Genomic DNA, 13798 nt, shown 5'->3' with positions numbered 1-13798 from the left:
CTCGCCGGTCGGCCCGCCCGGCCCGGCCGGCATGCCGAGTTCGATTCTCATTCTCGCCTAGACGCGCACCTTGTCCTTCTTGGCCATACCCGGTCGGGCGATTTGCTCGTGGGCGAAACTTACGTAGATATTACAACTAATTCTACCCAACATAGCAAATAATGCAACATTGATCGCGTGTCTGTTCATGCAGCTATTTGACCTCGAAGTTCATCTTTTCAGCTGGATAAACAATATTATGATCTTGAGCTGCCGAATTAACGGCCCGATAGCATTGTGAAGGGCCTGGCGATCTTCGGGCGCCGGCACATCACTCCTGAAGCAGCGGCAAAACCTTCTCGTCGAGGAATTTGAGACGCCCGTCCAACATCTCCGCGTTGGCGGGATTAGCGGGGACATTAACAGGGATCAGCTTCGCTACCGACTTGCCTTGACGCGCCGCTTCAACCCAATCTTCCATTGCGCCGATATATCCATCCAGCGCCTCATAGGGAGTCTCGACATCGTCGCCGGGCATATATGCTGGAGGTACATCACCTACGATCACCCATATCCATCGGGGCACATCTCGTCTCCCCGAAGAGATCTCGAAGAGAAAAATGTATATTATCCCCTCGGCACCGTACCCAAAATACTCGGCTTCGATATTCTTTACCCAATCATAGGACCGAAGGTATTCACGAGCTTCGAGAAGTGCCGCATCAAGGTTATTGTCTGCGTCGGGATCGCCTGCCGCAAGGGGCAAACGACTGACTTTACTGAGATCTGGCGTAACTGCGTTCACGATTTCTCTCCACTACTCATTTCGTCTGGCGCCATCGTCTCTTGGCCCAGCGCTGAAAATCCCCAGCGTCTTTGTGGTGCTGTATGTGATCTTCCCTGGTACGAGGCCCAATATTTGATACGTGATCCAGGCCCCCATCGGCCAGCGGTTTTTCATGGGAAACATCCATACTTCGGCCTGTAGCAGGGTCTTTGGGCCAAGGTTTGCCGTGCAGCAACTCCCATTCCTTGCGAAGAGCTCTGCTCGTCATGGTGCGCCTAGTCGGAACAAGGTTTAGATCGTCCTCGTCCGTAATTTTTGCAACCGGATTCTCTGCGGTGGCAGAGCGTTCCAACGCCTCGACTTCTGCCGCCTTCGGGTCACGAACTCCTTCTTTTCCGAGTACCTCGGTTGCCGCTTCAGCAGGTCTGGCTTGCGCAAGTTCGGATGCTGTCGAGTCGTCCAACGAGCCAGTGAGCCGTCCCACCACCTGCCTGGCAACGGCACTGAGCCCTTCGGCTAGGACATTGCCGCCAACGCCCCAAAGCACGCCGGCGCCGGCGCCGCTCAAGATGTCCTCGTCTTGACCGTGGGCATAAACTGCGCCATACGCGCCGCCTTCGACGCCCATAAGCGCGGTTCGCGCGGCCAGACCTGTCAGCCCATCCCAGGCCGCGGTGCCGAGTCTGCCCGTGAGCGTAACGCCCGAACTCGCCAGGCCATGTCCGGCAATGGCACCGCCGAGCAGTTCAGCTGGCAAAGCTGCCGAACCAGCCCGGTCTTCGGCATCTTCTGTTTTGATACGCTCGGCGGCGAGTAGTTCCTGGTAGCTTTCCTCGGAAAAGATAGAACTTAGGCCAGCCGAGATCTTGTCGGCGTGACCCAGTGTCATGCCCTTGGCCATGATCCGGGCGACGTCATCGGCAGCCTGGAGGGGCTGCAGCCAGAACGATGCAGCGTTATATTGTGCACGAGCCGGATGCAGCGCGATGGCCAACAGACCGGTCGCTAAAGCGTCCTCGCGCGCCTGAAGGTCTGCTGGCGTCACCTTCGGATCGTTTGCCGCGTTCTGGCGCAACCGAGGCAAGCCGGACCGAAGCAGCTGCCTGGCCATATCAAGTCGCAAGCCTGGATCGCGTACCGCCAGAAAAATCGAGCTTAGATAGGTAATGCGCTGTTGCCACCGCAGGCTTGGATCGACGAATTTTGTGGCTAGATCGTCTGCAGACGACTGCGGCAGCGGCAATATCCTGTCGAAACCCATCTGCTGTTGGGCGGCAATGGCCCACGTGACAGCAGCCTGGAAATCCTCTGGAGTGGAAAGCTTCTTCCAGTCAGGAGCGTGACCCGGGAACATTTGGCTGATACAGTCAGCGGGGTCGGCCCGTCTGGCGCCCAGCACCAGTTGCGCGGCGCCGACCTTGACCTCGTATTGCTCGCGCTGTTCTGGCGAGTCATCGGGGGCGGGTTCAAGATCCCGAAGCTTGGCGTGTATTGCCTGGTTCGGCGCGCGGCGCATACCGAAGACCGAACCGGCGATGCTAGCCGTTATGTTGAATGTCTGGAAATGCTCGGCGCCCTCTTGGGCTCCGTAGATATCGGTGAAATCCTGTTCGGTGGGCTTCTCCTCGGGATATTCGCCCGTGCTGGCGATGACGGCCGGTGCGTTTTGCTCCGCGAGTTGCACCTTCGCGCGGGCATCAACCAATTGCGCGGCGGTCGCCGTGTTGGCCTGATCCCTTAGCGCAGCGAGATCGCTGGACTTCAGGTAGCTGATGGCATCGAGGGGGATAACTGCCTTGTCATCCGGCGTCGTTGAGCTGCTTCGCGCGAACGCCTGCGCACTACCTCCGCCCGATGCCAGCTTGCCAGCACCATCCGCGGCGGTCGGATTTGAGCTGTCCGAGGCATCGGAGCCACCAGCGGCTCCAGGGATTTCATCCTTGGCGCGGGTCCCAACTCTTGCCGCATCCAGCATAGCCGCAGCCCGCTTCGGATCCTTGGCGATCATCGCCTGGACCAGCGCCTTGGCCGTGTTGCTGCGCCAGACGGCTTCCGCCGCTTGCCGGGCGAGCGGGTTGCCAATCTTGGCGATCAGATCGGACCCGTTCTGCCGGATCGCCTCGAAAGCTCCGATATCGTTCGGGTCGCCTTTTGCGATGGAGCTGGTGGTTATGGTGTCGACCTTCGCCCACTCCGCGAGCTCATAGTCGTCGCGCTGCGCCTGCTGCCGCCCCGCCATGCGCAACGAGCCGGCCGCGCGCATGGCCTCCTTCTGCCTGGCGAAATTGGCGCGCTGGCTTTCGGGTATGTTCGGCAGGGCGTCGTCGAACAGCTTGTCGAACAGGCCGGGCTTGGTGACCTGGCCGGTGCGCGGATCGACCTGGCCGTACATCGCATCATGCAGGCCCGCGCCGTCAGCCGGCGCATTCGCCGCCACCTCGTCTTCCGCCTGCGCGATCCGGCCATTGAATCGACGGCGCGCGAGTTCGGCGTCGAACGCCTCCTGCTGCTGCTTGCGCTTCTGATAACGCTCGGCGACGGCGGAAAGCTCGTCACCGAACCGCTGCATGGCGCCGCCGATCGGCGAACCGTTGGGATATTGCACCAAATTGCCGGTATCGAGCCGGCGCTGGGCGAGCTGGAGAGGGATCGTCGCCATCAGTAGAGGCCTCCGGTGGAGGAGGTACGCGGTGCCGGCGGGAAGGCGCTTTTGCCGATGGTCACGGCCCTGGTCGGGTCGTAGTGGCCGGAAAGGCCCGACACGAGGCTGCTGCCGGCCTTGAAGATCGACCCCGCCACCGCCTGCTTGCCGGAGAAGCGCGAGATGGCGGCCTGGCTGTCGAGAGCGTTCTGGCGCAGCGCCGAGCCGTACTGGATCGCCTTCAGGTCGAGCTGACCCTGCCTGGCGTTGGCCGCCAGCACCTCGACCGGCGAGCCCGCCACACCGAGGCCCAAGGCACCGGCCTGGGCGCGCGCCTGCGACAGCAAGAGATCCTGCTTGTGGCGCTCCCGGCTCTGTTCGAAGGCGGCGCTTTGCGCATCGGCCTGCGCCTGCTGCTCATAGGCTCTGGCCTGATAGCCGGCCATCTGCTTCTGCTGCTGGCCTTCGACCAATGCGCCGCCGGCCGACAGGGCGGTCCCTGCCAGCCCAAGAAGGGCAAGTGTGCACATGTTCAGCCTCGTTCGCCCAAGGGTTTGCTTGCTGGTTTGCTTGCGGGAATGAATTTGCTTTTGACGCTGGCTTCGGAGCGCTCGGCCGGCGCGCCGAGCGCGGGCCGCGGGTCGAGGGCGCCGCCGGGGCTGAGAAACGAGAGCAGCAGCCTGTCGGCCCGCAGCGCCGGCCGGCTGAGACGGGCGGGCGCGGCGGCGCGCGGCCCGGCCAAGGCGGCGCGGCGCGTGGTGGCCAGGTTGACCTTTAGCTCGGTCACGCCGGCGGCCTCGAACAGGTTGTTGGCGGCGGCGACGCCGCGGGCGAGCGTATCGACGTCGAACAATTCCTGGCGCAGCCGCTCGACCAGCCGGTGGACGCAGCGCCAGCGCTCGCCAAGCAGCGCGGCTCGGGCCCTGGCCTCGTCGCCAAGCGCGGCGATGTCGGCCCGGGCTTCGCTTTGCGCGGCCTCCGCGCGGCGCTTGCCGGCGGCGTCGACGGTTCTTTCCAGCAGTGCGATGGCGTCGTTGCAGTCGTCGAGCGCTGCGCGCGCGGCTGCCTGGTCGCCATCGCCGAACACCGCGCGATCCTCGGCTTTCGCCAACTCGCGTCTCCGGGCAATCGCGTCGTCAAGGTCGGTGTCGAGCAAGGCGATGAGGGCGGCAAAATCGGCAGCCGTCCGCGCCCTGCCGAGGTCTTCGGCATGGAGGGATGTCATGGATGGGTCCTTTACTTGGGAGTGAGGAGCGGTCCGCGAAGCTGCCAATCTCCCTCCTCGTGGGGAGATGCCCGGTCCACCCTCCGCAGCTGCAGCGCAGCTGCTGCGGAGGACGGGCAGGGCAGAGGGGGGCGCGAAGGATCGCGGCCTTAGGTGCGAGGAGGAAGTTCCAGTCTCTGAATAAGTACGGCGGCGGGCCAGAGCCGAAACAGAGGCTGCTTAGTTTTCATCGGCAAATAACGGCCGGACTGACAGGTCGGCGGGACAGCGCCCCCCTCTGTCCTGCCGGACATCTCCCCCACTAGGGGGGAGATTGGCTGTCGCTCGGCTATCGCCATCTCACCTAAGGCTCGGCGTCGAACACCGGCGTCATTGCCCGGATCGTGCAGGGCGTCGGGTTGGTGTGGCGGATCCGCACCCGGCCCTGCCCTTCCCAGCTGTCATCGATCGGCACCTCGACATTGCCGGTGAACAGCATTGCCCTTCCGTCGGGCGCAATGATCGAGGGCATGCGCACCGGCTCCCACCGGCCGCGCATCAAGGATTGCACTTCGAGGCCGGTAATGTCGGTCTCGAGCAGCGACAGGATCACTTTCGCCACTTTCTTGCGGCGGCCGAGGATCGAGCCGTCGCGGCCGCCGACGTCGAGCTCCAGCGTGTCGGCGCCCGCCGCATAGGGCAGGCCGAGCTGCCATTTGGCGGCGGTAGATCCGCCGGGCAAGGTCACCGTGCCGCCGCCACTGACGGTGAGGCCGCGGTAGGCCTTGCCGTCGGCGAGCACATCGACGGACTGGCCGGCAAGGTGTGCTGCGCCGCCCACCGTGGCCACGGCGGCGCCCAGGTAGGTCAGGCCGCAATCGACCTCGAAGGCGTCGGCAACGGCTCCGTATTCGAACGGCGCCGTCTTGATTTCGATATAGCGCCTGGTCACGCCACCGATGCTGCGCTTGACGACCAGCCAGAGGTCGTCATTGCCGTCCTGGCCAGGCGTCACCGCGGCGCTTTCTACGAGAGCCCAATTGAAGCCGCCGAAGCCGCCGCCCAGCCGGTGCCGGTGCATGCCTCTGACATCTTGGCTTGGCTGGTGCGTGTAGCCGCCAAGCTCGCCATTATCGAGCGGAAACCACAGCAACGGGTCGGGATCGGTCTGGAAGGCGAGTTCGACCACGCCTTGCTTGGGGATGTGCTCGGAAATCTGGCCGACATCGTCCGACGTGAAGCGGCTTTGCGCCGTCTGCGCCAGCTCGGCGATCGATTTGCGCGAGCGCGTCACATAGAGGAACGACTGGCCGGCATCGACCGGGCGGATGCGGGCGCAGCCGAAGGTGCGTGAACGCCGGTTCTTGAACGAGGAGGGCGTCAGCGCCTCGTCGATGCCCGAGCCTGAAAGCGCCCGCACCCCGCCAGATGTGCCGATCAGCAGCGCGCCGTCGGATTCCGCTATCCACGTGATGTCGTTGGCCTGGCCGCCGCCGGCCTGAATGAACTCCAGCGCGTCGTCGTCCTTTTCGCCCAGCGCGAAATTGTCGAAGTCACCGGTAGCCGAGGCATAGACCGAGAATTTCCGGCTGAAGGCCAGCCGCTCCTCATAGAGCGAGCCGCTCTCGACATATTTGCCGGGCACGAAGGTGCCGAGCCGCCAGCGGGTGATCGGCGAGAGGTCTGGCAGCGCGTGGCCGTAGAGCCTGATCCTGACCACGGTCGCGCTGGTGCGGCTGGCGATCTTGGCCCAGCGCCAGACATTGTCGCCGCCGAGCAGACGCACGGCGCGGCCAACATCGCTGGCCAGGAACCCGGTGCCGCCGTTGATGCCGCCGGTCGACGAGGCGGTGAGGTCGAACGGCGTCATCGTATCGCCGTTTTCGGCCATGGCGAGTTCAGCCATGCTGGTGACCGTGGCGTCGCTGCCGCCGCCGCCGGAGAACTTGAACCTGTAATATTCGTACGTGGTCGCGTTCTGGAATTCGTAGAAACGGACTTCCGAGCCCGACCATCCGATCTCGCCGGCGCGGCTATCGAGGGACGTGTAGTTGACGCCGTCGTTCGAGCCTGAGAGCACCCATGCAGTGCACATATCGCCATTGCCGGCGACGCTGTCGGCTGCCGCGATCCAATAGGCGTTGACCGCCTTTCCTTGCCCGGCCGGAAAGCGGTACTGCACGAACCCGTTGCTGCCGTCTCCGACCTTCACATATTGCGTGAAATCGCGGTCGAAAATCTGCCAGCTGGGGCCTGCTGTGCCGTCATCGGTGACCATGCCGCTGGGCGCGGCATAGCCAGTCATCTTCGGCGTCGCATGGCCCGTGCTCGCGGGCGTCAGCGTGGTGGGCGTCTCGTTGATCGGATCATAGGGCCCGTCAAGAAACTCGAAACCAGTCAGCGCCCAATTGGTGTGAGCGGTTCGGGTCAGCACCTTGGGCGGATAGCTCTTGTGGGTGATCCACATCTGGTCGGCGGATTGCACATAGTCGAGGTCGAACAGGTCGGCCTCGATGTATGGCGACGCCACTTCGACCGCCCCCACCCGCGCGCCATAAGCGTAGACGCGAACATACAGGTCGCCGAATTCGAGCGCGTAGGCCTGGTCGGCCGAGAAGATGAACGGGATCAGCCGCGTCTTCTTGGCCGATGCCTTGACCTCGCCGGCGAAGTAGGTGCCGCCGCGCTTGCGGATGCCGCCATGCGGCAAAGTGAGGAAGTTCTCGCATTTCGAAAGCGCCGCCCGGTAGAAATCGAGCGATGCGCGCGCGTGCAGCCTCGGCGAGATCTCTCCGCGGGTGAAGACGTCCTGGACCGGATAGAGCGCCGCCATCAGCGCGAACCCCTGCTGTCGCCGCGCCGGGCGCTCCAGGACGCCGCGTAGAACCGGCCGCCGCGCTGGATCGCGTTGGCGTTGAGAGCGGCATCGAGAGCCCGGTCATAGGCCGAGCGGGCAATATCGATCATGCCCGATTTGTGCGTCAGCGGATGCGCCACCTTGATGGCAAGGGCCGCCACCAGCACCTCGGTGAACAGCGCGTCCCAGTCGTTCGGATCGGTGAGATTGGCGAGATAGCGGATGGTCAGCGGGCCGCGAAGGTCGGAGTAGATCAGCCCAGCCTCCTGGCGCCAGGAAATCGGCACGCCGTCCGGTTCGCCATTATGCGTCGGCGGCAACGGCCGCAGGCAGTCGGCGGGCAGTTCATAGGCGAAGTTCAGCGTGCAATCGCCGCCGCCGCTATCAGCACCGGTGACGGTGGCGCGCAGGATCGCGAACACCCACGCATATTTGGTCAGTTCGGCCTCGCGCGTCAGGTCGAAATGCAGGTTCAAGAGCCGCGCCGCCTTGACGTCCTGATCGAGACTGTCGATCGGCGCGTCGTCGAGCACGGCAAGCGCCATGTTGGCGATATCGAGCGGGGTGATGGCCATGGTGTCAGGCCTCCGTGGTGAGGGTTGATTTTGGGAAAGGCATGGTTGAGGTCGCGATCCTTCGCGCCCCCTCTGTCCGGCAGGCCAGAGGGGGCGCGACGGAGCGCAACCTTCGTTCGGCGGGCGCTTTCGCCCTCGGGGGCGGGCGCAACGCCCCCGCCCCTCGCCCCGATCAAGCCTCGGTCGTCTTCAGCGCGATGAACGTCATGTTCTTGACGCTGGACGCGGTGCGGTCCCAGTTCGCCGCCAGCGCCAGCTCCGCGTCGGTCGCGAACTCGCCCGCTGTCGAGGCGTCGAGGAAGCGGGTGCCGGGCACATGCGGGACGAAGTGCCGGCGGCCGACCATTTCGGTGACGCCGCCGCCATGGCCCTGGCGCGGCTTGCGATCGAACTCCAGCGGCCCGCCCTCGGTGTTGACCGGCAGCTCGTTCCACAGGATCGCCTTGTCCTTGAACATGAAGGCGGTGTAGACGCCCGCCGCCACCGGAATGTCGTCGTCGACGACGGCCCGCAGCCCCATGTAATAGGGGATCAGCGGACCGCCCTGCTGCGAGGACGGCACGTAGTCGATGAGGTCGGCGAGCTTCAGCGCCTTCATCTGCCTGGAGTGCATCCAGATCGTCTTGAACTTGTCCGCGCGGTCGCCCATGAGGTACGCGGCCTCGATGATGTCGGTGTCGACGATGGACGCATTGGTCGTGCGCACCAGGTCGCCGCCATCATTGGCGATGTTGTCGGCGACGACGCCCTTCAGCATGCCGAGCAAGGTCAGCTTGTTGGCGCGCTGCCAGTACTCGGTCTGCCGCTTGACGATCAGCTTCTGCGGATCGTCGCCGGCCAGGATGGAGGTCAGGTCCGCAACGCCCCAGGCCTGGGCGCGGACATTGCGGGCGGCGACCTCGCGGCGCGAACCGATCTTCTTCATCTCGATGGAATCGGCCGGATCGTCATTGACCGGCTCGGACGGGTCGTTGCCGAGATCCTTCCAGCCGGGCATGTCGACGGAGCGGCCGCCCATCGACAGTTTCGAGGCGATGGCCGGGTCGGAAAACAGGATTCCGGCCTGGTAGATTTCGAGCGACTGGACATGTTCCTCGAAAGCATATTGCGCATAGACGGACGGAACGATCGCGTCCGCGATACGGGTATAGGCATCTGCCATTTTTCTCTTCCTTCAGGTTTGATTTTGGCGGTGAGTTCGAGAGGCCGTTTCGAAACTCGCTCCGGCGAGTCGGCTGGTGGCGTTTTCGACAGCCGGAGCGCAGCGGACATTCAAGTCCGTGAGCACCGGAAGCGCAGAAAACGCTGCCAGACGGCGGCCGGAGTAGAGTTTCCAAACGGACTAGAGGGGGTTGTTCGGCATCCAGCGGTCCGGATCCTCGCCGGCCTCGCGAGCCAACCGCCGGGCGCGGGCGGGGTCGCTTTTGACGAGAGCCGAGATAGCGGTCAGGTTGCGTTCGCCGGCGGCGTTGCGCTTGAACGGATTGCCTCCGCTTGAACGCCCGCCGCCGTCGATCGTGTCTTCGACGAACATCGCCTCGCCGATGGCGTGAAACGCCTTGGCGATCTGCGGGTCGGTCAGCGCCCCGTCCGGCAGAAGGATGCCCTTCGCCTTATAGGCGTCGACCAGGCCGAGCTTCTTCATGGCCCGGTTGGCGACCTCCAGCTTCCGGCGAAAGCCGTCGCTGTCGGTCGGCCCCCAGTCCCTGACAAGGTCGTCATGGGTGGCTTCCACCGAGCGGGCAAGGGCAACTTCCTGCGCCTGTGCCTGCTCGGCCATGTAGCCGACGAACCTGTCATGATAGGCCTGCGCGATCTTCGGCGAAGCGCCCGCTTCGACCGCCCAGGCCTTGGACGCCTCGGCGAGCTCGTCCGAATAGGCGAAGTTTTCCGGCAAGCCTTCCGGCCTGAGGTATTCGACCTTCTCGGACGCGGTCACCGGGCGCATCGCCTCGGGCAGCCGGGCATGAAACCTGTCCCAGTCTTCCCGAGATGCGTCCGGCGCGGGAACGCGCAGGCTCTCGCCCTGCTGCCGCTCCAGCTCCGCATAGGATGTGAAAACCCGATCGAGGCTTTCAGGCTTGGTCCAGCCCTTGGTTTCAGCGAGCTTGCGGTTGCCTTCGGAAAGACCGTCAAACCAGCTTTTGGGTGGCGCGGCGGACCCGTTCTCCGCGCCTGCCGGTGGCCGTACTGGGTTGCCCGCCGGCTGCACCACGGCAGCCACGGACCCGGCGTCTGCCAGATCTGTCATATGATGTTTCCTTTGTTGAGATAAAAAGCCGGTGCGAAGGTGCGCCGGTGCGAAGCTTGGTATCTCCCCCCTTGAGGGGGAGATGGCCGGCAGGCCAGAGGGGGTCGCCTCTCGTGAAGCGCCGGCATCCTCTTTTTCAACGCAGGAGGTCGCGTCCGGTCGAACCGGCCCCCTCTGTCGCCTTCGGCGACATCTCCCCCCTCGAGGGGGGAGATTAGCGCCTTAGACATTATCTCCCCAGTTCTCCCAGAGCAGCGTGATTGTTCCCGTCACGGCGATCGTTCCGTCGGCGTCGATATCGGTGCCGGCGGCGAAGGCGAGGTTGAGATAAAGGTCCACCGGCGTCACCGTGCCGTCGAGCGTGAACGGGGCGGCGATATCGGCGGCCGAGGCGGTGGAAAGCGCGGCGCCGGCGCCGTCCAGCGTGCGGCCAGTCGCAGCCAGCACGTTGACCATGGTCAGGGCAAGTGCTGGGGTGGACGCCGCCGATGACCCCAGCGACCAGCTGAGCGCGGCATTGTCGTTGATGGTCGAAGCGCGTGCCGTCAGCACCGCGAACTGGAGCTTTGCCGTGCCGCCCTTGATGCGCACCTTGCCGTCTATGAAGTCGAAGATTTTTTGGGCAGCATAGGCCAGCGCATCGGTGACCGGCACCTGCATGCCGGCGAAGCTGAAGACGGTGCGGAAGGCGCCGCCCTGCCCGGTGGTGACGGCTTTCAGGCCGGACTTGGGCGGGGCAAGGCCGGCCTCGCGGGCGGCGGCGCGGACAAACGTCCGGGGAAGACCTCGGGTCATTGCATTTCTCCATTTCTTTGGAAGGGTGAGACGTGGTGCGGGCGCCGCATGAGAGCCTGGCTTTCCGCACGTGGAACGCCCAGCTGGCCCGGCTCTGCGCGGGCGGGCATGAGACACTGAATCATTTTGCCAAGGACCGGTGCTACCGCCTTGTTCGAAAGAGGTGTTTTCGGTCCGCTGTCCATCAACGCCCGAGAAATCATGTCTTATATCGTGAGGGCTTATGCCCCCGTTCCGCCGCAATGCGGCCGCACGTGGCGATCGATAGGGATTTCAGGCTTTCAAGGGAGACGTCACATGAACTTTCACAAAGCCATCGCCGCCGTGCTGATGACCGCCGCACTGGCAGGCTGCGCGCAGACAGAGGGCCAGCAGCGGGCCGGAACCGGCGCGCTGATCGGCGGCGCCGGCGGCGCCCTCGTCGGCCAAGCCATCGGCGGCAACACCAAGAGCACGGTCATCGGCGCGGCCAGCGGCGCCCTGCTCGGCGCCGTGGTCGGCTCGGCCACCACCCCGCAGCGCCGCGGCGAACAGCAGTGCCGCTACCAGGACCGCGACGGCCGCATCTACGTCGCCCCTTGCGACGACCGGTATTACAACGGCGATTATTGAGACGCCGGCGCTTGTGACAGCCAATCTCCCCCTCGTGGGGCTTGAGGAATGGTCCGTGTAGCGGACGGAAAGCCAATTGCTTGGCTTTCCGAATGACGAACGTCCGGCAGGACAGAGGGGGCGCCGTAGAGCGCCAGCCAGCCGTGACCGCAATTCCAATCGGAGAGAACGTTCAATTTTTGAAATTCTCGTCCACGAACATCTCGGCAAGTCTCTCGGGCGGGAGGGTCGTGCCGTTGACGCGAGCGATTTCGACATTCCTCCGCCACATATCCTGGATTGCTGCCGGCATTCCCTCGGGCATGTGCATGGACTGGGCGACTGCATCATGCCATTGTCCATCACCACCAAACAGAGATTGCAGTTTGGAGGCCATCCTTTTCAAGCCCTCCTCCGACTCTTGAGAAAGTTCTCCGATCGCCCAGAGCACATAAACATCCAGCAGTCTAAGCAGCGGCTGTCCGCCATAACGCGGATTAGTCGACATTTAACCTCTCACGCATCATAGGTGGCATAATAAATAACGCGTTCGCAGATGGCAGAAATGCTTGGCTTTTCTTTCTGCGATGCAACCAAAGCCTCGGCAATCTCGATCGCAAGGTTGATTTCGAGAAAGTATGCCAGGCCCTCTTTAGCTGCCTCGGCTGGTACCAACACCCCATCCTGCTGAGACAAAACCATTGCGTCTGGATCCTCTGTCCAAGGCTCCGCCGCATAGATTGTGGGCTCCGCTGCGTAGACCGGGTCCTCCTCGTCAAATTCCGACAACCGCCCAACGATATCCAGCAACTTCATTTTTTTCCCATAGGGAAAATCCTCCTCGGCCATTCGGATGCAGTTTTTTCTGGAAGATACTCCCTCGATCATGTTGAGATCTAGGGACGAGTTGCATTACACCGGGTTCATCTGCGTGGTGCCAGCTGAAGCCGGGAGGTGCAGCGCGGGGGGCTAGCCCTGTCGGCGTTCGCTGAAGATTGAGACCCTGATTCAGCAAATCCTGAGCGAAAGCAATTTCTCCTTCCATCGTTTGCAATAGGGATTCGTTTGCAGCTTGGACGTGTACTGGGTGCGACGAGCCCGGATACAAGGTCGGGTCCAATCGCATCTCATGTATTACACTGTAGGACTGGCCTGTTGGCGCCGGAATTGCACCGAGTACTTCGGCACGCTCCGCCGCGATGGCACCGACCGGCTCAACTGCTCGTAGTATGCCTTCCTCGGCGACAGCAGCTCGAATTACGGCAATTACGGTGACAGTGGTAATTACGGTGACAGTGCACTCTTTCTACGCTTCAGTTCGGAGGTTCACTCCCGTCACGTGGGTGAGATCGCTAAAAGTGCACTGTCACCTTAATTAAAAGTGCACTGTCACCGTAATTCCCGCCAGCCACGTTCGGCCATATTTAAAGTATCCTGCCGAGCCGTCGGTCGAATCCCCCAGGTCGCTTCGGCGAGTTTCGGTCTCAGGTTAGCAATCCATCGCTTCAGCGCCGTCCCATGAGCCGCCAAGACAAAGGACATCAAGACGCTTCAAAAGGTTCAATCAACGCATTGGAAATCCCCAATGGCTTGAGAGCATCGAAAACGCGCTCGGAAACGACAAGGCGGTAATCTTTCGCGATTCCGAAATCATCGCGGCCGGCATCCCCGTTCACTTTCAGCCATACGAAGGGCGGAAGCTTCTGATCCGGCTGCATTTCCTCGAAAATGTCAGAGGTGCTCACTTCGACGGGGCTGAATGTGACACCGGAGATAGCTATTTCCGACAACGCGCGTTTTGCTTCTTCGGTGATAATGAAGCATGGGAAACTCTCTAACAGCACGTCGCCAAACCAACCTTGAAATTCGTAGTGCAGCTTCGTTACGACTGGTGGATGGATACTCACGTCCCTGACCGCGTGATCGCCAAGTCCGCCCGCCACTTCCGGCTCTATGTAGAAATATCGCATCACTTACCCGCCGGGGGATTGAACAGATGGCCAAATTTTCTATCGATTTCAGCGGCTTTATCAAGGAATTGTTGTTTCGTAGGATTGGCTAATTCTGTGTAAATTGGTTCCAGGCAAGCCTAATATCTAGATTCAAAGTAGAATTTAT

Annotated in this window: 14 protein-coding genes; 1 reads left to right on the top strand and 13 read right to left on the bottom strand. The window is 62.8% G+C overall.

All coding sequences use genetic code 11. The features are described from left to right. Positions 1 to 310: 310 nt before the first annotated feature. From NKJ26_RS19625 to NKJ26_RS19585, 9 genes are all read right to left on the bottom strand, one after another. The gene (locus NKJ26_RS19625) at positions 311 to 784 is read right to left on the bottom strand and encodes a hypothetical protein (protein ID WP_352696580.1); all 474 of its coding nucleotides are present in this window, start codon (positions 782 to 784) and stop codon (positions 311 to 313) included. 16 nt (positions 785 to 800) lie between these two features. Beyond that, positions 801 to 3425 (bottom strand): hypothetical protein, encoded by a 2625-nt coding sequence (locus tag NKJ26_RS19620; RefSeq protein ID WP_352696579.1) that lies wholly within the window; start codon positions 3423 to 3425, stop codon positions 801 to 803. Further along, the gene (locus NKJ26_RS19615; RefSeq protein ID WP_352696578.1) at positions 3425 to 3937 is read right to left on the bottom strand and encodes a hypothetical protein; all 513 of its coding nucleotides are present in this window, start codon (positions 3935 to 3937) and stop codon (positions 3425 to 3427) included. Before NKJ26_RS19615 ends, NKJ26_RS19620 begins: the two co-directional genes overlap by 1 nt. Before the next feature lie 2 nt (positions 3938 to 3939). After that, positions 3940 to 4632 carry a hypothetical protein gene (locus NKJ26_RS19610; RefSeq protein ID WP_352696577.1) on the bottom strand — a complete coding sequence of 231 codons (693 nt, stop codon included), beginning with the start codon at positions 4630 to 4632 and terminating at the stop codon, positions 3940 to 3942. A gap of 343 nt (positions 4633 to 4975) precedes the next feature. Next, positions 4976 to 7444: a phage tail protein gene (locus NKJ26_RS19605; RefSeq protein ID WP_352696576.1), complete on the bottom strand. Its 2469-nt coding sequence runs from the start codon at positions 7442 to 7444 to the stop codon at positions 4976 to 4978. Continuing rightward, positions 7444 to 8043: a phage connector family protein gene (locus NKJ26_RS19600; protein ID WP_352696575.1), complete on the bottom strand. Its 600-nt coding sequence runs from the start codon at positions 8041 to 8043 to the stop codon at positions 7444 to 7446. The genes NKJ26_RS19605 and NKJ26_RS19600 overlap by 1 nt, the downstream gene beginning before the upstream one ends. 172 nt (positions 8044 to 8215) lie before the next feature. Further along, the gene (locus tag NKJ26_RS19595) at positions 8216 to 9205 is read right to left on the bottom strand and encodes a Coat protein (protein ID WP_352696574.1); all 990 of its coding nucleotides are present in this window, start codon (positions 9203 to 9205) and stop codon (positions 8216 to 8218) included. A 180-nt stretch (positions 9206 to 9385) separates the two neighbouring features. Beyond that, entirely contained in the window at positions 9386 to 10294 is a 909-nt protein-coding gene (locus NKJ26_RS19590) for a hypothetical protein (RefSeq protein WP_352696573.1), read from the bottom strand. 222 nt (positions 10295 to 10516) lie between these two features. Beyond that, entirely contained in the window at positions 10517 to 11089 is a 573-nt protein-coding gene (locus NKJ26_RS19585; RefSeq protein ID WP_352600578.1) for a hypothetical protein, read from the bottom strand. A 297-nt stretch (positions 11090 to 11386) separates the two neighbouring features. Here NKJ26_RS19585 and NKJ26_RS19580 point away from each other — a divergent pair, with 297 nt between their 5' ends. Then, the gene (locus tag NKJ26_RS19580; RefSeq protein WP_352696572.1) at positions 11387 to 11701 is read left to right on the top strand and encodes a YMGG-like glycine zipper-containing protein; all 315 of its coding nucleotides are present in this window, start codon (positions 11387 to 11389) and stop codon (positions 11699 to 11701) included. Positions 11702 to 11873: 172 nt separating this feature from the next. Here the strand turns inward: NKJ26_RS19580 and NKJ26_RS19575 are convergent, their stop codons facing one another. The 4 genes from NKJ26_RS19575 to NKJ26_RS19560 form a co-directional block, all read right to left on the bottom strand. Then, complete coding sequence (locus tag NKJ26_RS19575; protein WP_352696571.1) at positions 11874 to 12188, bottom strand: hypothetical protein; 315 nt, start codon at positions 12186 to 12188, stop codon at positions 11874 to 11876. A gap of 8 nt (positions 12189 to 12196) precedes the next feature. Next, positions 12197 to 12568 (bottom strand): hypothetical protein, encoded by a 372-nt coding sequence (locus NKJ26_RS19570; RefSeq protein WP_352696634.1) that lies wholly within the window; start codon positions 12566 to 12568, stop codon positions 12197 to 12199. Continuing rightward, positions 12456 to 12725, bottom strand: coding sequence for an HNH endonuclease (locus NKJ26_RS19565; RefSeq protein ID WP_352696630.1), 270 nt, complete (start codon positions 12723 to 12725; stop codon positions 12456 to 12458). Before NKJ26_RS19565 ends, NKJ26_RS19570 begins: the two co-directional genes overlap by 113 nt. A 496-nt stretch (positions 12726 to 13221) precedes the next feature. After that, positions 13222 to 13650: a hypothetical protein gene (locus tag NKJ26_RS19560; RefSeq protein ID WP_352600570.1), complete on the bottom strand. Its 429-nt coding sequence runs from the start codon at positions 13648 to 13650 to the stop codon at positions 13222 to 13224. Positions 13651 to 13798: the final 148 nt, after the last annotated feature.

The sequence above is a fragment of the Mesorhizobium sp. M0152 genome, from assembly GCF_040322415.1.
Taxonomy (GTDB): Bacteria; Pseudomonadota; Alphaproteobacteria; order Rhizobiales; family Rhizobiaceae; genus Mesorhizobium.
This window is presented reverse-complemented; position numbering and strand designations above follow the sequence as displayed.

Excerpts from the sequence above, each read along its gene's own strand:
- NKJ26_RS19620 (WP_352696579.1), bottom strand. The coding sequence starts at position 3,425 with ATGGCGACGATCCCTCTCCAGCTCGCCCAGCGCCGGCTCGATACCGGC.
- NKJ26_RS19615 (WP_352696578.1), bottom strand. The coding sequence starts at position 3,937 with ATGTGCACACTTGCCCTTCTTGGGCTGGCAGGGACCGCCCTGTCGGCC.
- NKJ26_RS19610 (WP_352696577.1), bottom strand. The coding sequence starts at position 4,632 with ATGACATCCCTCCATGCCGAAGACCTCGGCAGGGCGCGGACGGCTGCC.
- NKJ26_RS19605 (WP_352696576.1), bottom strand. The coding sequence starts at position 7,444 with ATGGCGGCGCTCTATCCGGTCCAGGACGTCTTCACCCGCGGAGAGATC.
- NKJ26_RS19600 (WP_352696575.1), bottom strand. The coding sequence starts at position 8,043 with ATGGCCATCACCCCGCTCGATATCGCCAACATGGCGCTTGCCGTGCTC.
- NKJ26_RS19595 (WP_352696574.1), bottom strand. The coding sequence starts at position 9,205 with ATGGCAGATGCCTATACCCGTATCGCGGACGCGATCGTTCCGTCCGTC.
- NKJ26_RS19590 (WP_352696573.1), bottom strand. The coding sequence starts at position 10,294 with ATGACAGATCTGGCAGACGCCGGGTCCGTGGCTGCCGTGGTGCAGCCG.
- NKJ26_RS19585 (WP_352600578.1), bottom strand. The coding sequence starts at position 11,089 with ATGACCCGAGGTCTTCCCCGGACGTTTGTCCGCGCCGCCGCCCGCGAG.
- NKJ26_RS19580 (WP_352696572.1), top strand. The coding sequence starts at position 11,387 with ATGAACTTTCACAAAGCCATCGCCGCCGTGCTGATGACCGCCGCACTG.
- NKJ26_RS19575 (WP_352696571.1), bottom strand. The coding sequence starts at position 12,188 with ATGTCGACTAATCCGCGTTATGGCGGACAGCCGCTGCTTAGACTGCTG.
- NKJ26_RS19570 (WP_352696634.1), bottom strand. The coding sequence starts at position 12,568 with ATGATCGAGGGAGTATCTTCCAGAAAAAACTGCATCCGAATGGCCGAG.
- NKJ26_RS19565 (WP_352696630.1), bottom strand. The coding sequence starts at position 12,725 with ATGGAAGGAGAAATTGCTTTCGCTCAGGATTTGCTGAATCAGGGTCTC.
- NKJ26_RS19560 (WP_352600570.1), bottom strand. The coding sequence starts at position 13,650 with ATGCGATATTTCTACATAGAGCCGGAAGTGGCGGGCGGACTTGGCGAT.